Below are 18,432 nucleotides of genomic sequence, written 5' to 3'. Positions count from 1 at the left end.
AGATCATTCTTTGAGCATTTTTATTTGTCGCTTAAATTGGTTTTTGGTGGATTCTAACCCTTCATTATTTGCTAAAACAATGAGGTTTGGTCGTTTTTTTAACTCATCTAATTCCTTCATGTCTTGCTCAAAAAGAGCAAGCCTTTTTTTGATTTGATCCGGAGCATCTCCACGTTGTTCTAAACGCTGCTTCAATTTGTTTTTAGCGATAGTCACAAATACTGGTTGGATTTGTTCCCCAAATGCATGGAAGAGTGCCCAAAAACCAGCAGCTGTTAAAATCGTATAACAATCACCATTTTTCAACTTTTGAGCAATCTCCCTCTTAGTTGAACCATATTTATGTCCCGCATATTCATCCCATTCCACAAATGCCTGTTCAGTGATCAACTGCTCAAATTTGTCTTCAGAGAGAAAATAGTAATCTTTTTGATCGGTTTCACCTTTTCGAGGAGGACGAGTCGTCGAAGTAACAATTTTTTCTTTTGGTTCAAAAAGAGCATTAGCAATGGAGGTTTTTCCTGAACCAGAAGGACCAATAAATACATAACATTTGTTCATCATGAATCTCCTTCAAATCTTTATTTCCTTTATTAAACGATACACGAGAAAGTTTCTTTTAGCAATTGTTCTTTTCGCATAGATATTCCAGTTGTACGACAATAAATTTTGTCTTATAAAAAACACTCTCTTGAGTCTTTAGAAAATCGTCTAAAGAGCAAAGAGAGTGTTTTAAATATACAGTTCAATTAAATTTAATCATTTAGACTAGTAAACCAGTGACGATCGCACTTAAAAAGCTGACTAATGTGGCAGTCAACAAGATTTTTAATCCATGTTTCGCAACTAAGTTTCCTTTTTCTTCATTTAGACCTTTCATAGCACCCGAAATGATTCCAATGGAAGAGAAGTTAGCAAAAGATACTAAAAAGACAGATAAAATAGCTGTTGTACGTTCAGTAAAATGCAGGTTCCCAGTAGCTAGTTCTGTCATCGCAACAAATTCATTTGTCACAAGTTTCGTCGCCATGATACTACCCGCATCCACAGCTTCTTTCCAAGGAATCCCGCTGATAAATGCTAGTGGAGCAAAGATGTAACCAAGAATTTCTTGGAAAGAGATCCCAAAGATTCCACTAAAAATGGCATTGATCATAGCAATAAGAGCAACGAATCCAATCAACATAGCAGCAACTGTAATCGCTACATGAAAGCCGTCAAGAATATATTCTCCAAGCATTTGGAAGAAAGTTTGTTCTTTGTTTTCTTCAATGATCAACTCATCTTCTTTTTCTTCTAATTCATAGGGATTAACGATGGAGGCTAAGATATACCCACCGAATAAGTTCAATACCAGCGCAGTAATTACATACTTAGAATCGATCAACGCCATATAAGAACCTACGATCGACATCGAAACAGTCGACATGGCAGAAACGCTCATGGTAAATAAACGTTTTTCAGATAAGAAAGGCAATTCTTTTTTTATTGAAATAAAAACTTCAGATTGACCTAGTATTGCTGAAGCAACACCGTTGTAAGATTCTAATTTCCCCATACCATTGATTTTACTTAAACCCAATCCAACTGCCTTCATGAATAATGGCAAGATCTTGATATAACGCAAAATCCCGATGATTGCAGAAATAAAAACAATCGGCATCAAAACATTTAAGAAAAACGGCGCACTGCCTTTATTGGCTACCCCAGCAAAAACGAAATTGACTCCTTCACCTGCAAACGCCAGTAAATGATCGAATACTTTCGCTAACATGGAAACGACTGCTGTACCAAAAGTCGTTCGTAACAAAATAAAACCAAAAATAAATTGCAACACGATCATCAATAGTAAAGGTTTTACTTTGATGGCTTTCTTGTTGGTACTAATCAAAAAAGCAAGGCTAAAAATAAAAAGTAATCCAATAATTCCTAAAATCTGACTCAAACTATCACTCCTAATCAAAATTCCGTTTAATTTTACACGTTTTATCGTTAAAATACTAATTTTTTGCTAAGATTATCATCGCTTTTTTAGACTGAAACGCATACATTTCAATTGAAACGGATACAACAAAATAAAACTCTTAAAAGATTATCAGTTGCACTTTTTCAGGTGCAATTTAAATAAAATCTTTTAAGAGTTTATTCAGCTATTTGTTCATAAAGAAACAATGCTTATTGATAAAATAAATTTTCCGATGGATAGAAGGGAGCACTTGTGATATCAATGCCTAATTGTTTCAACGTTTGTTCATCATTTTTATTGACGATGACTGTCGAGTGAGCTTGAGCACCATCTAATTCAGCAAGTTTGTCATAAGCTACTTGAGCGATAGGGTTGGTTACCGCACTGATCGAAAGAGCAATCAGTACTTCATTTAGGCTCAATGTATCAACGGAAGAATGCAGTGCGGAAGACTTCATCCCTTGAATCCGTTCTAGAACAAGCGGCGACAACAATGGAATATTATCTGAGATATGTGCCAAATGTTTGATCGCATTTAAAATGACGGCAGCAGAAGCATTCATTAAAGAACTGGTGCGTCCTGTAATGATCACTTCATCGGGTAATTGGATCGCGATCACCGCAGAAGGATCGTTGCTGTCATTTTGAACAGTTTTTGCATACTCATGAGCAGGCAATACCACTTGACGGTCTTCAGGTTGAAGACCTACTTCTTCCATGATCAATTTAATTCGATTTACTGCTTCCTCATCGATCAATCCTTTTTTGAAATCACACTCTGTTTGGAAATAGCGGCGGATGATTTCTTGTCGAGAAGCTTCTTGCACAACTTCATCATCAACGATTCCGAATCCCACACGATTCACACCCATATCGGTAGGGGATTGATAGATTGATTCTTTACCAGTGATTTTTTCAATGATCCGTTTGATTACTGGAAAGGTTTCAACATCTCGATTATAGTTTACAGCAACCTTGCCATAGGCATCATAATGGAAGGAATCGATCATATTGACATCTTTTAAATCCACAGTGGCAGCTTCATAGGCAATGTTTAGTGGATGTTTCAATGGGACATTCCAAACAGGGAAGGTCTCAAATTTTGAATAACCTGCTGATTGTCCTTTTTGGCTTTCATGATAAAGCTGATTCAAACATGTTGCTAGTTTGCCACTACCAGGTCCAGGAGCAGTAACAACAACGATTGGCTTACTGGTCTCAATATATTCATTTTTGCCAAAGCCGTTTTCAGAAACGATTTTTTCAACATTAATTGGATAATCTTCAATTTCTGAATGTTTGTAGACTTTGATATTACGTCTTTCTAATTTATTGACGAAGACATTCGTAGCTGGCTGACCATTGTAACGAGTAATGACGACACTATTGATAGATAATCCGTAGCCACGCATTTCGTCGATCAAGCGTAAAATATCCATGTCATAAGTGATACCATAATCCCCACGAATTTTATTACGTTCAATGTCTCCAGCGTAGACGCAAATCAAGATTTCTGCTTGGTCTTTTAATTTTTGTAACAATTTGATTTTTGCATCTTCTTCAAAGCCAGGCAAAACACGTTTGGCATGCTTATCATCGACCAATTTGCCTCCAAATTCTAAATATAATTTGTCATAGTGATTCACTCGTTCAAGGATATATGCTGATTGTTCTTCGATATATTTCTCTGAATCAAAACCGATTTTTTTCACGAGATTCCCTCCTTAAGTACTAAAGCATTTTTTCATTTTTTTTGATTTTCGTCAACTAGTAACTAACACCGGATTAAAACAACAGATAAAATCTCAAATCTGGCTTGTTTCATCTTAAATTCATTGGTATGATAGTTTTGATAAGGAAGGTGTCACATGAAAAAAAGACAGAAAAAGAAAAACGCATATAAACAATATATCCGTTCGATTTTTACCGGTTATGAAAAAATGCTCGAAAATACTGATTTAGAAGAGATGAAGTTTACTTATTTGAATGAAGAAACACTATTATCTCGTGATGAAAATCAGCGCATTCACTTCACAACCAGAGATCTGCCTCAAAAATAAAAAAATTACTGAGTGAAAAAGAGTGGGGGGATCTGTAGTAACCCCCAAAAGTTAGAATCTAACTTTTGGAGGTCGCTTCAATCCTCTTTCCACTCTTTTGTTTTACTCTCGATACGTAAGATTATTCAATAGTGAAAGTACAATAATCAGACCTTATCAAAACGGTGGATAATCAATGAATATTGATTAAAAGATACATAGAGGAGGAAGCCCTTTGTAACATTTTTTTCTATAAAATGGTACTATTAAATTATCAATTCAATAGTAAGTAAACTCAACCTATTGTGCTTCTGTCCAAGAAAGTGGATAACTGTGAGGAGGTAATCAAAATGAAAGAAACACCACAAGAAAATAACGAAGAAATCATCATTCAGCAAGAAGATGACACTACTTTTTTTGATATCAAAGAAAAAGCTAGTACGAATCTATCTCAACTGTTAGAGGATTTACAAGCATTTGAAAGAGCTGTTCGTGAAGAAAACATTCCAGAAATCTATCAACTGTATAATGGTCATTTAAATGAGGAATTGAAAAAAAGTTCGAATGAAAACCATGAAATCGATCAGCTATTAATGCGGAAAATCCATGATCGCTTTATTCAAGAATTTCCATTTATGGAGCTAGTCGAAAAGATTTCTCCTACGATGAGTTATTACAAGATCGGTACGTATTATCACGAAAGGCCAACAATTGGCATCGATGCTAGTCTACCGGAAATTTTCGTTTTGCCCCAAATTGACGAAGAGTGGGGCACCTATGCAAACCAAGAACCGGATGACTACAGTCAACAAATTAACGAACTTGATGCTAAAGTCATCACTGCAAAAGCCGAGATCGATCGTCTGGATGAAGAATTAAAAGAAGTGGATCGCCAAATCTCTGATCTGGATGACACTAAAGGATTCTTAAATCGTAAAAAAATTGATGAAGAAATCCAAGAACTAAAAAAACAAAAACAAGCATTATCGAATGAAAAATTAGGCTGGATGCCTTATCTTGAAGCACCTGAAAAAATCCAAAATCAAAAAGCTGCTTTACTTAACGAAGCAAAAGCGAATCAATTACGTGCAGCGATCGTTGAAAAAGAACAACGACAAATCAATCGCTACTTCGGTGGGATAGAAGGGTTCAGTCAAACCATCCATCATTTCCTAATGAATTACTTAGGAAATGTTGACCCACATAAAAACCCAGAAGTATCGATGCAAGAGGGAGGGGTAGAGTAATGAATGAGCATGAAGAGTTAGAAAAAAATGAAGAGCTGGAAGCACAATCGTTAGCAGAAACGACTGTGACGGAAGAAGCAATAGAAACAGATCCTGAAAACTCCAGCAATCACTCTGCTTCTGAAGATGATTTGCTTGATGAAAATGAACAGGTCACTTCTGAACAATTAGAGGCAATTGAATCCAGTCATCCACATGAAGCGAGGGAAAATCAAGTCTATTTAGAAACAAAAGAAAAAGACCATCAAGACATTGTTCTTTTGATTGAAACAGCAGAGGCAGAATTAGCGGATTTACGCTTACGGAAATATCTACTTGAATCGGACTTTTCACAATTATTAGATGCTTTTGAACGCTATATCTTAAAAGCAGAACCTATTTCCCCGATTGGTAAGACAAGTTTGATCGAATACTTTACTTATGAATTGCTAAAACCTTTAAATGATATTGGTTTGAAATTCTCTAATACCACTTATGATACTTGGGAAACACGACATTTTTCGATCAACTATCGTTTGAATGATTCCAATCAATTAGTATTTTCTTTTGTTCTTCCGACGATTGATCAACGATACCAAGTGGAATCACTCAACTTATTGGAAGTTTCACCAGAAACGATGGAAATCACGGTTCAGGATGACCGTGTGTTATCTTTGATTCGTTATTGGTCTGTTGAACGGGTATTCTCTGCTGGTCAACTGACTATTTTCAATCATAAGTTCAACCAAATATTAGCTCATGCACGTCACTTAGGTTTCTTAGTCAAGCAAACCTTACTAGATAACACCCAACCGTTACATCTGAATCTTCAAAGTCAATTTGAATTGACTGACCAGGTACTAGATGACATCTTTATCGTAGCGATGAAAAATCCTCAATATGATTTTGAAAAAATTGGAGAAGAAAAATACCAAGTTCTATTAGATAAAGGACAATCCATGATCATTTCCAAAAATCAGAAAAACCAAACAATGCTTGAAGTTTCTTCTGGGGAGTACCATCGATCAGTGATTGATTTCTTTATCAATTACGAATTTTTGGTTCCTTTGATGGTTCGAAAGGCTTAGACAGGATATAAACGTGTGGCAATCCTTAGAGAGATTGTCGCATGTTTTTTGTTCCGTCTGCAGGCAATAGATCACACGGTTCTTCCGAGAGATAGTTAACTGAGAAACTGTTGAGAAGAAAAGAAAGAAGGAAATAAGATGGAAAATTTTAAAAAGAGCGGGATGTTCTCTGTGATTGCTGCATTAGGTGCGAATATTTTAGTTGCAATCAGTAAATTTGTCGGTTATGCCATTAGTGGAAGTGCGGCAATGCTGAATGAAAGTATTCATAGTATCGTCGATTGCAGCAATCAAATCCTTTTGCTTTTTGGGGATAAACGAGCGAATAGAGGGCAAAGCGAGTTACACCAATTTGGCGAAGGAAGAGCAAAATATTTTTTTAGCACAATTGTGGCAACCATGCTCTTTTTTGGTGGGGGAGCTTTGGGAGTCATGGAAGCTTTTGAAAAATTGACCCATCCTGCGCATGAAGTTGATAACTCATTGATCGTTATCATTATTTTAATCTTTGGATTAGCCATTGAAGGAACGTCATTACGTATCGCTATGAAAGAAATCCATGAGTTGAATACCGAAAAGTTATCATTGATGAAATTTTTGAGAGAAAGTCGTCACAGTGAAATTTTGATCATTTTTACTGAAGATTTTTGTGCTGTGATCGGACTCATTCTTGCTTTATTAGGAACAGTCTTGACGATGGTAACAGGAATTGCGGCGTTTGATGCGATTAGCGGCCTATTGATCGGATTATTGTTGATGGGAGCTGCCATTTTCTTAGCAAAAGAATTTTATAGTTTGATTGTTGGTGAAAGTGTGACAACGAGTGACTTGATTAAAATCAAGCAAGCCTTTGAGCGTCCGGAAGTCTCTCGTTTGATCGATGTAAAGACCGTTCATCTGAGCCCAACTGAGGTATTGGTAGCTGCTAAAATTGATATCTTTGATCACCCAGAGAATGAATCGTATGCAATCATCAATAACATTGAAGAAACGATTCGGCAGTCTTTAAATGATAAAAAAGTTTATATTTATATTGAAACTGATAAATATGACCCTGATTATCGAAGATGACCATGCTGATTCTTCAGCAAAACAATGCTTTTATGTTGCATAAAAATAACTTGTTTATGATTTAAAATTTCAATATTCAAGCTTAAAATGAGAAAAATATAATATTGTTTTTAGATAAAACGGCTACAATTTCGTTTTTTTATGTTACAATGAGTCCGCTGTTTATTTGTTGTAATTGAAGGAGACATTTTGATGAATAAAAAGAAAAGTGCGCCATGGCTTCAGGCTTTGCACGCAGTAATGCCACTTTGCTTAAGTTATATACCAGTTGGGTTAGCTTGTGGTGTCTTATTGCAAAAAGTGGGTTTTGATCCAATCTTAACCGGTCTGTTGTCCATATTAGTATTTTCGGGTGGAGCGCAATTTTTAGTTGCTTCGATGCTAACAACTCAAGCATCTTTTGCAACGACACTTTTGATGGTATTTTTCTTGGAATTACGTTACACATTGTTAGGGTCGAGTCTTTCAGGTTTTATGAAGAAAGAAAAGAGACTATTCTTGGCGGTATTTTCACAATCGTTAAATGATGAAAATTATGCGGTTAATTATCTTAAATATTCAACTGATCCTACATGGAATAAGCGTAAAGCTTTATATGTAAATTGGTTTTCGATGGCTTCATGGACAGGTAGTAACATGATTGGAAACATGTTTGGTTCTGTTATCCATGTAGATGCTGATCTCGTTCACTTTGCACTGACTGCGATGTTTATCTTCATGTTTGTCATGCAAATGAAAAATAAGCTGCTCATTTTTACAGGATTGTTTTCTGGTGTATTAGGCGTTACTTTCATGGTCATGTTCCAAAATACATTAGGTTTAATTGCTGCGACGGTGATCGCCTCTTTTGCAGGGTTTGCTTTAGAGAAAGCTTTCAAAAAAGAGAAGGCAAAAAAATTAAAACGATTAAAAAACCGTGGCAAACATGTCAATGAACCACTATTCAACTTCCCAGAACAGGAGAGTCAACATCATGACTAAGACGTATCTTATTCTTTTAGTACTTAGTTTATTCGTGGTGGCTTATGTGCCACGACTATTCCCGATGCTCTATTTTACCCATCGGAAAGTCCCTTCATGGTTTAGTGAATGGATGAAATATGTGCCTGTTGCGCTATTCGCAGCTTTAGCATTCAAGGATGTCTTTATTACCCATGAACATTTAGCCATTGCTTGGAATATCAAAATCTTAGCTATGGTTCTCGTAGTTGGCGTGGCGTATAAAACTCATTCTATGGCATTATCAGTAGTAACTGGACTTGCTTCGGTATTTTTGCTGTCGATGTTTTAAACAGTTCCAAAATTTTGCCTTCTCTTAGTTTTAGAGAATGGCTTTTTTTTTTTGCCTTTTTTATTAAAATTTTAAGGATGATTTGTCCTTCTTTGAATTTTTGCTATAATGGGAAAGGTATTGATTTAAATATAGATAGTTGAGGAAAATTTAATGAATAAAAAATTGATGCAAGGAACATTTTGGTTAACCTTTGCTAATTTGCTTTGTAAGGTATTAGGTGTTGTTTACTTGATCCCATGGCTAAGTATGATGGGGAACAATCAAGAAGGAATGTTAGCGACCACTTTATACAATGTAGGTTATTTACCTTATGGCTTGTTCCTGATGCTGGGAACAGTTGGGTTTCCTAATGCGATTGCTAAAAAAGTCGCTGTAGCAACGAAAGAAAATGATGAACAGGGCTGTCGAACGATTTTTCGCAGTACCATCAATATCATGTTTGTCATTGGAATCATTTCTGCTGTGCTGATGTATCTTTTTGCCCCGATGCTTGCAGGAATCAGCCCAATTGCAAATGTAAATAATGGGATCTTAGCAATTCGTAGTTTGTGTCCGTCATTGATCGCCATTCCAGTTCTTAGTGCAATGAGAGGGTATTTTCAAGGGAAAAACAATCTTAGACCTTATGGGACCTCACTAATCATTGAACAAGCAGTTCGTGTCCTGGTCATTTTAGCAGGAACGTTTTACTTACGCGTCTTGACCGATGGAACGATTTTAGAAGCTGTTCTGATCAGTACAGTGGCATCCTTCTTTGGTGGGTTAGCAGCAATTATCCATATGTATTTCGTTGGAATAAAAAATGATTATTTCAAATTAAAAGATTTCTTGATTTCTAGTCGCTATTTCAAGCATGAGAATCGGGCAGAGTCGGTATCGATCATTCGTGAAACTTTACCTTTCATCTTTGTGGGATCTGTTATTACCATCGTGCAAATGATTGACCAAGTGACGATGAAGCCGTTGTTGCATTTTTTCAGACCTGAAATCACGAATCAACAATTGGAATTTTTATTTAGTCGAGCGTCAGTTAATCCCAACAAGTTGACATTGATCTTGATTTCTATGGTTGGTACAGTCGCAATCAGCAGTTTGCCGATTTTAAGTACTTTGAGAAAAAAAGATCGTTTGCAAATTGAAAAGACAGTAGGAGATAGTTTTTCAATTGCTGTCTTGATTTTACTTCCTTCTCTTGCGGGGATGTCATTATTGGCGGGTCCATTGTATACCTTATTTTTTGGATATGATCCTGATAGTGTCGGCTATTTCCAATTTGCCTTACTCGCTTCATTATTCTTTTCATTGTTCACGATTCTTTCGACGATGTTACAATCACTTAACCATCATATGATTGCGATTCGGCTGACCGTTGAAGCGATTATTTTGAAAATTGTCTTTCAAGTGATTGGATTAGCACTATTTGGCGGTTATGGTATGAGTTTTTCAAACACAATGGCTTTTGCGATCGTGTTTATCAGAGGTTATTTCTATATGTGTAAAGAGTATCGAATCGCACCTCTAGCTAAAATCAGATTTTTCTTTCTTAAAACATTCCGCTCAACCTTGTTGATGCTGGTTCTTTGTTCGATTGTATTTATCCTATTGAACCTCCAATTGACGATGACGTCGAAAGCCCATGCTGTTGTTTATTGTGTTGGCCTTGGTGGAATAGGTGGGCTGACATTTCTCTTTGCTCAATTTGGCAGAAATGGGCTCCAATTTCTTAAAAACTTCCAGCATCGGCATCACTCAACCAAAAATTAGGAACAACATCCAGTTCATGATAATTTTTTAAAGCTACAGAAAGTGAGAGGGACGTGATTGTTTCTCTCACTTTTTGAGTGAGAGGTTCAAATGTCATCTTTCTTATGATATAGTTAAATAGACTGGTAAAATTCTTTGAAATGAGGAAATTAAATAAATGAAACTTGCAGTAGTTACTGACAGTACGGCTTATTTGCCTGAACGAATCCAAAATCATCCTGATTTGTTCGTTATTCCGATCCCTGTCATTTTGGATGGGAAAATCTACAATGAAGGAATAGACATAGAAGCTGACGAATACTATGGGCTTCTAAATAAAAGCAAAGACTTCCCGACCACTTCACAACCTGCAGTTGGAGAAGTACTGGCGCTTTACGAAGAACTGAAAAGAAAAGGATACGATACCATCTTAAGTATCCATTTATCCTCTGGGATCTCCGGCTTTGTCAACACATTACATGCTATGAAAAACGACATTGACGGTGTAAAAATCGTTCCTTATGATTCTAAGATCACGAGTATGCCAATGGGTCACATGGTAGAAGCTGCTCTAGATTTAAATCAAAAAGGTCAATCTCTTGAAGAAATTATTGCACATATCGATCGTATCCGAGATAATACGTATGCTTATCTCATCGTGGATGACTTGAACAACTTAGTACGCGGTGGACGCTTGACTAATGGGGCTGCATTGATAGGTGGATTGCTTAAAATCAAACCGATTTTGACTTTTTCAGAAGGAAAAATCGTTTTATTTGAAAAAATCCGTTCAAGTAAAAAAGCTTTCGCTCGTGCCGAAAAAGTCATCGGCATGCGAAATGAGGAAATTGCACCACCTGTTAAACTTTATGTGATTCATGCAAATAATTTGGAAGTTGCCATACAAGAAAAAGAAAAATTACAAAAGCAATACCCGCATGCTGACATTGAGATTGGTCATTTTGGTCCAGTGATTGGTAGTCACTTAGGAGAAAAAGCAATCGGGCTTGCCATCTCTGCGCAATAATTTAGATTATTCAATTCAATGCAAGCATCGTCTCTCATTCATTGGGATACGATGCTTTTTTTGCATTTTTTCTATATAAGGCGTATAATCCTTAAAAGTTTAGTAAATGAGTAAATCACTAGGTTAGTAATTTACTAAAAGAGAAAGGATGGATTTAGATGGAAATCCCAACAAATTTAAAACACAAACCTGTTATTGTCGTTGAAGACTATGATCAAGTTGATGGTAGAAATGCTTTGCATACGGATGCTAAAGGACTATCTTTAGGGTTAGCACAATGGAATGATCGTGGAAAAGTTGATATTTCAGGCAAGGTATGGCGCCATACGGGTGAAAAATGGTCACGTCAATCGGAAGAACTACCAATCACTCGGATCTTAGATCTAGCAATTTTAGCTGCGCAAGGGAGTTTGTATTTTCAAGATGCGTATCGCTATGAAAAATTTTATGATCCTGAAAATCCAGTTGTCGATATTATTGGACTTCAAGGGAATCGAATGACGGTTGAAGTGGATACCAAAAATCCTAAGATCGATGAAGATATTATGCTCTATTATGACACGTTACAAAAAGATGGCGAATTGATCGGAGAACGTTTCCGAATTTTAAAACGTCTATTAGATGATTTAGGGTATTAAGGAAAAAAGGAGTGAGGTACATTGGAAGATTTCTCACTGACAAAAGACCGTCAATTTTCAAGTGTTGAAAAACAAATGATTTGGCAAAAGCCAACGAGTCATCGAACCAGTCAAGAAGAACAAAGAATCGCAGCTGAAATCTTTGAAAACTGGAATGATCCTGAAATGAAGATCAGTAACATCTTGCTTGAAGGGGATGCTGGGTCAGGAAAAACGCAACTGGCTAAAGCTCTTTCGGCTGATTTACAACTTCCTTATACGAAAATAACTTGTTTTGCGGATATGGATAAATCAGATGTCTTTGGTGCTCTATTGCCTATTGTTGAGTGTGACGTAGATGAAGATCAAGAATTGATTGATGCAATCAACCAAACAGAGACATTAGAGGCTGTCTTACGGTTAATCAAAAATCACTATAATATTAGTACAGAAATGGCTAAATCCAAACTGGCTAATTTCATCAAGCGGATGGAACAAAATGAAAATAGTAACGTTCGCTATAAATATTATCCCTCTGAAATTGTTCGTGCGATCGAAAAGGGGTATTTGTTAGAAATCCAGGAGCCAACGGTGATCCGTGATGCTTCCGTATTAGTTGCTTTAAATTCCGCTCTTGAGCCAAATGGATTATTGAATTTACCCACGGGTGTCGTCGTCCGTCATCCAGATTGCGTCATCATCATCACAACCAATCGGAACTACCAAGGTAATCGTCCGTTGAATGAATCTTTGAGAGATCGGATGCAACATGCTGAGAAGATGGATTTACCTTCACTTGAAGTGATGGCTGAGCGAGCCTTAGGTAAGACAAAGATTCAACAACCTGAACTGCTCTTGAAATTAGCGGAGATCATTCGTTTATTAGATGATACTGCCAAAGCGAATGCCATCAAGGGAGTGGCTGGTATGCGTTCTTACTTTTATTGGGCAAATACTTGGAAACAAGGGCAAGATCTTTTCCAATCGATTTATCCTAAAGTTCTCTATAAATTGACCACTGTTCCAGAAGAATTGGAGATATTAACCCAAGCATTAGAACAAAGTGGGCTTCTTGAAGAACTTCGTGAATTATTACGGCAAATAAAGTGGGGACGTCTTTCAGAAGAAGCTTCAAGAAATCGAGGCAGAATCCTTAACGATGAAGAAGCTGATGAACGTAATATCGATCAACTAGCAGAAGAAACGTTGTCTTTAATGGAAAATGAGTCGCCTGAGATCGAAGAAGAAACTCCACCAGTGGAGAATGCTGAGATTGAAGAGGAAAAAAAGGCAGAGTCTTTCTCATTTGAACAAGAACGAAGTCAAGAAGTTTCAGGTCAGGGGCAACAGGAGCAACAAGCAGAAGATAATTCAGAAAAAATGTCTGCCTCTGATATGGAGGCTTACGACAAAGAAATCAAACGTGAGTTAACGAAAGAAGCACGACAAATAATGAAGGGGACGATGCACGAAAAAGAAGGACTGATCGTTCATCGACCAAGATTTGAACTCAAAGCACAAGAAGCAGAACAAATCAGACAACAAGTTTTACCGATCGTTGAAACATTAAGCCGTCAAATTTTAGATTTGTTGGAAAATGATGAATCAACGACTTATCAAAAAGGAAAATATGAAGGACAACGGTTCAATGCGAGTCGTGTGGCCTATAATGACCTAGGTTATTTTGATAAGAAAAATCCACCCCACGAACAACCTTCATTGGCAGTGGCTTTAAGGATTGATGAATCTGGTTCAATGATTCGAGATGAACGAATCGAAGCAGCAAAAAAAGCAGCGATCGCCATCGCAGAATTTGCTAAACGTGTAAATATTCCTTTAATGATTTATGGAGATACAGCAGATGTCTCAACGAGAGAAAAGACCTCGATTTTTTCTTATAAAGAATTTAGTGATGATTTCCAATGGTTAGATGAGAAGTTAGTGACGATGAAACCACGACAAAACAATCGTGATGGTGCCAGTTTGAGACTAATTGCTAACAAACTAAGCCAAGAAGTTGCCACGACTAAATTGCTGATCTCGATTAGTGATGGCCAGCCTAAAGCTTTGCCAGACTATACTGGGAAGAAGGCAAGGGAAGATATCCAAAGCGTTCTGTCTGAATATGACCGTCAAGGAGTCATCTTTGTGGCTGCTGCGATTGGACAGGATCAAAAAGAAATCAAAGAGATATATGGGGAAAATCGTTTCATTGATATGACAGACATCAACGAGTTACCACAGCAATTGATCCAATTGATTGCTCGCTATTTGTAAATAGCTGAAAATAGCTGGAGTCACGTATAAGTCCATTCATCGACTAAGAGAGATTGTGACAGAAGTTCCTAGCTCTGAGAACAAGCCGAAGAATTCGAAAATAGTTCCTATTTTTGGATTTTCGGCTTGTTTTTTTGTTAGAGCGACTGCTGGAACAACGGGAAGAGGGCATGAACGCATTGTAGCGAATGGTTAAACTCCATTTAGTTTATCTATCAGACTCTTTTTGATCGTTTCGACTGTTAAATCCTCACATTCTGCAAACCAGATAACGAAACAAAAAAGGAAACTGTTAAAGAGAAAACGATGTTATCGGTAACATCAACAAAAAATAGTGGCATTGTTTTATAATAGAGAAAAAGAGAAGGGAAGAAGACAATGACTCAAACAAAAGCTTGGTGGAAAGAAGCGGTCGGATACCAGATTTATCCTGCCAGTTTTATGGATAGTAATGGAGACGGCATTGGGGATCTCAATGGGATTCGTGAAAAGCTTCCTTATTTAAAACAATTAGGGATTGATTTTATTTGGATCAATCCAGTTTATTCTTCGCCTTTTATTGATAACGGTTACGATATTAGTGACTACCAAAATATTCTAGAAAAATTTGGAACAATGGCCGAATTTGATCAATTACTGGCAGAAGCACATCAACAAGGGATCAAAATCATTATGGATCTTGTGATCAATCATACCTCTGATCAACACGAATGGTTTATTGAATCAAAGAAATCACTGGATAATCCTTACCGAGATTACTATATTTGGGTAGATGGAACACCTGAAAATGCTCCGAATGACTGGCAATCGATTTTTGGTGGCTCAGCTTGGGCATATGATGAACAAACGAAACAATATTATCTGCATGTCTTTGCTAAAGAGCAACCTGATTTAAATTGGGAAAGCGACAAGTTAAAAAATGAACTTTTTTCTATGATTCGCTGGTGGTTAGATAAAGGGATCGATGGGTTTCGTTTAGATGCGATTTCCCATGTGAAAAAAGATGAATATTCTGTTAAAGCAACTGAAAACCCCTTTTCTCCTTTTCAAAATGTTTCCGGGATCGACGAACATTTAAATGAATTAAAAGATGTTTTTGATGACTATGACATTATGACTGTTGGCGAAGCTAGCGGGGTGTCGGCTGAAGAAGGTCCAGAATGGGTCGGCGCTGATGGGTATTTTGACATGATCTTTGAATTTGACCATATCTCGATTTGGAAGCACGAAAAAGAAGGGAAACTTGATGTTATCAATTTAAAAAGAGCGTTAAGTGCCTGGCAAACCGCTTTAGACGGTAAGGGTTGGAATGCACTTTATATGGAAAATCATGATACACCTCGTTCAGTTTCTGTTTTTGGTGATCCTGAACATTATTGGCAAAAATCAGCAAAAGCAGTCGCAATGATGTACTTTTTCCTGCAAGGCACGCCATTTATTTATCAAGGACAAGAAATCGGTATGACGAATATGCCGTTTACTGCCATCGAACAAATCGATGCCGTCGATTCAAGACGTCTTTATAACCAATTGCTAGAAGAAGGAAAATCTCCTGAGGAAGCTATAGATATCGTTGCTGATACAACAAGAGACAATAGCCGAACACCTATGCAGTGGGGATCAGAAAAATATGCCGGATTCTCAACAAACGAACCTTGGCTGATGGTAAATCCCAACTATCAAACACTTAACGTAGAAGAACAAGAAAACGATCCTTCGTCGATCTTATCTTTCTACAAACAAATGATCCGCATCCGTAGTGAAAATCAAGGATTGATCTATGGTTCATTCAAAGAATACCTCGCTGAACACGACCAACTCTATGTTTATGAACGATCATTTACCGATAAAAACTATCTGATTATGGTCAACCTTACGAGTGAAGTAGCGGAATATTCATTACCGAATGAAGTTGATGTTCCTTGGGAATTACTTCTCACGAATCAAGAAGAACGTGTATTTGAACGAGTGGGTAAGCTTGATCCTTATGAAGCGAAATTATTTGTAAACAGTAAAAAAAGAAACTAAAAAAAGTTTGTCTTGAGCTTTCTAATGAAGTCCAAGGCAAACTTTTTTGACATACTGTATGAAGTTGGGCGACTGTACCTTTATAGAAATTAGATAATAAGTGAATATTTTATAATAAAGAATAACATTTACATAAATATTAGGTAGGTTATCAGTTAATTGATTCTTTTAAATCACTTCATACTCAGCTCGCGGACCACCAATGTATTTTGGACGTGAACGCAGAGCTGTAACATGCGCGGCTCCTAATGTTTGACTGCTTGGTCGAACAGGTACTTGAACGTGTTTGACATGCATACCAATGGAAGTATCACCGATATCGATCCCAGCTTGCGCTACCACATGTTCCACTTCTACTGGATCATCGAATTGGTCAAACGCTGCTACTGAACAAGCGCCACCAGCGTGTAAGGCTGGTACAACAGAAACAATTTCAAATTGTTTTTGCTCTGCTACGGAGCGTTCGACGACAAGGGCTCGATTAATGTGTTCACATCCTTGAACAGCTAAAGCGACTCCTAAAGGTTGCAATATTTCTCTAATCGTTTGGATAATCCACTGTCCAACTGGAGCACTTGAGTTTTTACCAATTTGTCCACCGACCACTTCACTGGTACTACATCCTAATACAAATAAATCGCCAGATTTTAAATTTGCTTCTGCTAATACCTCGTTGACCATTTTGGTTAATTCTTGTTTTAAAGATTCTTCTGTGATGCTCATTTTATTCTTCCTTTCATTACTTACTTTCTTTTTGTACTCTCGTTCGTTTTAGAGCTTGAGTGAGTGGTAAAGCCAATCCAACCCCTATAATATTTTGAAAAATATTTCCAGGAATAGAAGCTACCCCCGCAGGCCAATCATATAAAAACCAACCTGCTAAAAAGTAGCCACTAATCATCAGACAACTACCGATAAAAAGACCGACAAATCGACCTTTGCTTGTTTTTTCGGCAAAATAGCCACTGACCAATCCTTGCAAACCATGGATCAATAAGGAAAAAAGGGCCCATTGCGGATAACCTGACAGTAAATCGATGAATAAACCACTTGAGGCACCGACAACGAACCCACCAAATGGACCAAATAATAAAGCAGTGGTGTAGATGCCAGCTTCGCAGAGCGTGACAAAGCCGTTAGTTGCTGGTATTGGAACCAAAATTGTTAAAGATAATGCTACTGTTAAAGCGATCAGCATGGCATATATTGTCATTCGTTTCGTATTCAACGATTAAATCCCTCCTTTGATGTTACCGCCAGACCAGACACTGCCCGTTTGATCATTCATTTCAACACCGTTTAAAATACATTGATAAACGTAAGTTTTACTTCGTTGAATGGCTTGTGGGAGCGTATAGCCATGGACGAGATTCGCTGTAATAGCAGAAGAAAAGGTACATCCTGCGCCATTCACCGTTGATCGTGTTAATTTTTCCATTGTAAAAGTGGTTAGTCCGTCATGACTGTACAAAACATCGATTGCTTCATCGCCATGGATCCCAGAGCCACCTTTAACAACGACCGCTTTGCTTCCTAAAGTATGAATAAATTTGGTTGTCTCTATCACTTCATTGATGCTTGAAATTTTTTTCTTTCCAGAAAGGAGAGCCGCTTCTTTAAGATTGGGCGTGACAAGATCAACAAGGGGGAAGAGTTCTTTCACTAAGCACTCAATATACTGTTGATTCGCTAATGAAGTAGTTTCTTTAAAAGCTAAAACCGGATCAAGAACGATTGGGATTTGAGGGTGCTTTTTTAAAAAATCTCGGACGATCATGATTGCTTCAAGAGAATGCAATAAGCCAATTTTGATACCCGCTAAGTCTGTCATCTTCTGGATCGAAGCAAGTTGCTGTTCCAACCACTTAGCAGGTAGATTTTCTAAGAGGAATGCGTTGTTTTCGTCTAACATGCCTACACAGGTGAGCGCGCTCATTCCAAAAAGTTGAAAATTCTCAAAAGTTTTCAAATCGGATTGAATTCCTCCACCGGCAAAAGGGTCAGAACCACCAATTGTAAGTATTTTTCTCATTGTTTTCCCTCCACGAAAAGAGTA

Annotated in this window: 17 protein-coding genes; 11 read left to right on the top strand and 6 right to left on the bottom strand. The window is 37.3% G+C overall.

Annotation, left to right across the window (positions count from 1 at the left end; genetic code table 11):
• Positions 1-3 precede the first annotated feature (3 nt).
• The 3 genes from IGJ27_RS06385 to IGJ27_RS06375 form a co-directional block, all read right to left on the bottom strand.
• Positions 4-561, bottom strand: a complete 558-nt coding sequence (locus IGJ27_RS06385) for a guanylate kinase (protein WP_178305957.1) — start codon at positions 559-561, stop codon at positions 4-6.
• A gap of 202 nt (positions 562-763) precedes the next feature.
• Positions 764-1,945 carry a NupC/NupG family nucleoside CNT transporter gene (locus IGJ27_RS06380; RefSeq protein ID WP_010719151.1) on the bottom strand — a complete coding sequence of 394 codons (1,182 nt, stop codon included), beginning with the start codon at positions 1,943-1,945 and terminating at the stop codon, positions 764-766.
• A 230-nt stretch (positions 1,946-2,175) separates the two neighbouring features.
• The gene (locus tag IGJ27_RS06375) at positions 2,176-3,678 is read right to left on the bottom strand and encodes a DUF1846 domain-containing protein (protein WP_094940296.1); all 1,503 of its coding nucleotides are present in this window, start codon (positions 3,676-3,678) and stop codon (positions 2,176-2,178) included.
• Positions 3,679-3,834: 156 nt separating this feature from the next.
• On the opposite strand from IGJ27_RS06375, the gene IGJ27_RS06370 reads away from it, so the two are divergent.
• From IGJ27_RS06370 to IGJ27_RS06320, 11 genes are all read left to right on the top strand, one after another.
• Positions 3,835-4,026, top strand: coding sequence for a hypothetical protein (locus IGJ27_RS06370; protein WP_010719153.1), 192 nt, complete (start codon positions 3,835-3,837; stop codon positions 4,024-4,026).
• Between the two features lie 329 nt (positions 4,027-4,355).
• The gene (locus IGJ27_RS06365; protein WP_178305958.1) at positions 4,356-5,252 is read left to right on the top strand and encodes a viral A-type inclusion protein; all 897 of its coding nucleotides are present in this window, start codon (positions 4,356-4,358) and stop codon (positions 5,250-5,252) included.
• Positions 5,252-6,319 carry a hypothetical protein gene (locus IGJ27_RS06360; protein ID WP_010737581.1) on the top strand — a complete coding sequence of 356 codons (1,068 nt, stop codon included), beginning with the start codon at positions 5,252-5,254 and terminating at the stop codon, positions 6,317-6,319. Before IGJ27_RS06365 ends, IGJ27_RS06360 begins: the two co-directional genes overlap by 1 nt.
• A 138-nt stretch (positions 6,320-6,457) precedes the next feature.
• On the top strand, positions 6,458-7,390 hold the full coding sequence (locus IGJ27_RS06355) for a cation diffusion facilitator family transporter (RefSeq protein ID WP_126343921.1): 933 nt from the start codon (positions 6,458-6,460) through the stop codon (positions 7,388-7,390).
• A gap of 192 nt (positions 7,391-7,582) precedes the next feature.
• Positions 7,583-8,371: an AzlC family ABC transporter permease gene (locus tag IGJ27_RS06350; RefSeq protein ID WP_010719157.1), complete on the top strand. Its 789-nt coding sequence runs from the start codon at positions 7,583-7,585 to the stop codon at positions 8,369-8,371.
• Positions 8,364-8,681: an AzlD domain-containing protein gene (locus IGJ27_RS06345; protein WP_010737579.1), complete on the top strand. Its 318-nt coding sequence runs from the start codon at positions 8,364-8,366 to the stop codon at positions 8,679-8,681. Before IGJ27_RS06350 ends, IGJ27_RS06345 begins: the two co-directional genes overlap by 8 nt.
• Before the next feature lie 153 nt (positions 8,682-8,834).
• Positions 8,835-10,448, top strand: coding sequence for a polysaccharide biosynthesis protein (locus IGJ27_RS06340; RefSeq protein ID WP_178305959.1), 1,614 nt, complete (start codon positions 8,835-8,837; stop codon positions 10,446-10,448).
• Positions 10,449-10,605: 157 nt separating this feature from the next.
• Entirely contained in the window at positions 10,606-11,454 is an 849-nt protein-coding gene (locus IGJ27_RS06335) for a DegV family protein (protein ID WP_010719160.1), read from the top strand.
• A 158-nt stretch (positions 11,455-11,612) separates the two neighbouring features.
• The gene (locus IGJ27_RS06330; protein WP_010719161.1) at positions 11,613-12,092 is read left to right on the top strand and encodes a DUF6530 family protein; all 480 of its coding nucleotides are present in this window, start codon (positions 11,613-11,615) and stop codon (positions 12,090-12,092) included.
• 21 nt (positions 12,093-12,113) lie between these two features.
• Positions 12,114-14,348 carry an AAA family ATPase gene (locus IGJ27_RS06325; protein ID WP_178305960.1) on the top strand — a complete coding sequence of 745 codons (2,235 nt, stop codon included), beginning with the start codon at positions 12,114-12,116 and terminating at the stop codon, positions 14,346-14,348.
• Positions 14,349-14,726: 378 nt separating this feature from the next.
• Positions 14,727-16,376 carry a glycoside hydrolase family 13 protein gene (locus IGJ27_RS06320; protein ID WP_178305961.1) on the top strand — a complete coding sequence of 550 codons (1,650 nt, stop codon included), beginning with the start codon at positions 14,727-14,729 and terminating at the stop codon, positions 16,374-16,376.
• Between the two features lie 168 nt (positions 16,377-16,544).
• Here IGJ27_RS06320 and IGJ27_RS06315 read toward each other — a convergent pair whose 3' ends face one another.
• Genes IGJ27_RS06315 through IGJ27_RS06305 form a run of 3 tightly spaced genes read right to left on the bottom strand, consistent with a single transcriptional unit; the run spans position 16,545 to position 18,408 of the window.
• Positions 16,545-17,099 (bottom strand): TIGR01440 family protein, encoded by a 555-nt coding sequence (locus tag IGJ27_RS06315; protein ID WP_034697955.1) that lies wholly within the window; start codon positions 17,097-17,099, stop codon positions 16,545-16,547.
• Positions 17,100-17,115: 16 nt separating this feature from the next.
• The gene (locus IGJ27_RS06310) at positions 17,116-17,604 is read right to left on the bottom strand and encodes an ECF transporter S component (RefSeq protein ID WP_010737573.1); all 489 of its coding nucleotides are present in this window, start codon (positions 17,602-17,604) and stop codon (positions 17,116-17,118) included.
• A 3-nt stretch (positions 17,605-17,607) separates the two neighbouring features.
• Positions 17,608-18,408, bottom strand: a complete 801-nt coding sequence (locus tag IGJ27_RS06305) for a hydroxymethylpyrimidine/phosphomethylpyrimidine kinase (protein WP_034697951.1) — start codon at positions 18,406-18,408, stop codon at positions 17,608-17,610.
• Positions 18,409-18,432 lie beyond the last annotated feature (24 nt).

This window comes from Enterococcus sp. DIV1726a, from assembly GCF_051710985.1.
In the GTDB taxonomy this organism is placed as follows: domain Bacteria; phylum Bacillota; class Bacilli; order Lactobacillales; family Enterococcaceae; genus Enterococcus_B; species Enterococcus_B hirae.
This window is presented reverse-complemented; position numbering and strand designations above follow the sequence as displayed.

Bases quoted from the DNA above. Each gene is read 5' to 3' on its own strand.
- IGJ27_RS06360 (WP_010737581.1), top strand. From the start codon at position 5,252: ATGAATGAGCATGAAGAGTTAGAAAAAAATGAAGAGCTGGAAGCACAA.
- IGJ27_RS06370 (WP_010719153.1), top strand. From the start codon at position 3,835: ATGAAAAAAAGACAGAAAAAGAAAAACGCATATAAACAATATATCCGT.
- IGJ27_RS06340 (WP_178305959.1), top strand. From the start codon at position 8,835: ATGAATAAAAAATTGATGCAAGGAACATTTTGGTTAACCTTTGCTAAT.
- IGJ27_RS06335 (WP_010719160.1), top strand. From the start codon at position 10,606: ATGAAACTTGCAGTAGTTACTGACAGTACGGCTTATTTGCCTGAACGA.
- IGJ27_RS06350 (WP_010719157.1), top strand. From the start codon at position 7,583: ATGAATAAAAAGAAAAGTGCGCCATGGCTTCAGGCTTTGCACGCAGTA.
- IGJ27_RS06330 (WP_010719161.1), top strand. From the start codon at position 11,613: ATGGAAATCCCAACAAATTTAAAACACAAACCTGTTATTGTCGTTGAA.
- IGJ27_RS06355 (WP_126343921.1), top strand. From the start codon at position 6,458: ATGGAAAATTTTAAAAAGAGCGGGATGTTCTCTGTGATTGCTGCATTA.
- IGJ27_RS06345 (WP_010737579.1), top strand. From the start codon at position 8,364: ATGACTAAGACGTATCTTATTCTTTTAGTACTTAGTTTATTCGTGGTG.
- IGJ27_RS06320 (WP_178305961.1), top strand. From the start codon at position 14,727: ATGACTCAAACAAAAGCTTGGTGGAAAGAAGCGGTCGGATACCAGATT.
- IGJ27_RS06365 (WP_178305958.1), top strand. From the start codon at position 4,356: ATGAAAGAAACACCACAAGAAAATAACGAAGAAATCATCATTCAGCAA.
- IGJ27_RS06385 (WP_178305957.1), bottom strand. From the start codon at position 561: ATGAACAAATGTTATGTATTTATTGGTCCTTCTGGTTCAGGAAAAACC.
- IGJ27_RS06305 (WP_034697951.1), bottom strand. From the start codon at position 18,408: ATGAGAAAAATACTTACAATTGGTGGTTCTGACCCTTTTGCCGGTGGA.
- IGJ27_RS06315 (WP_034697955.1), bottom strand. From the start codon at position 17,099: ATGAGCATCACAGAAGAATCTTTAAAACAAGAATTAACCAAAATGGTC.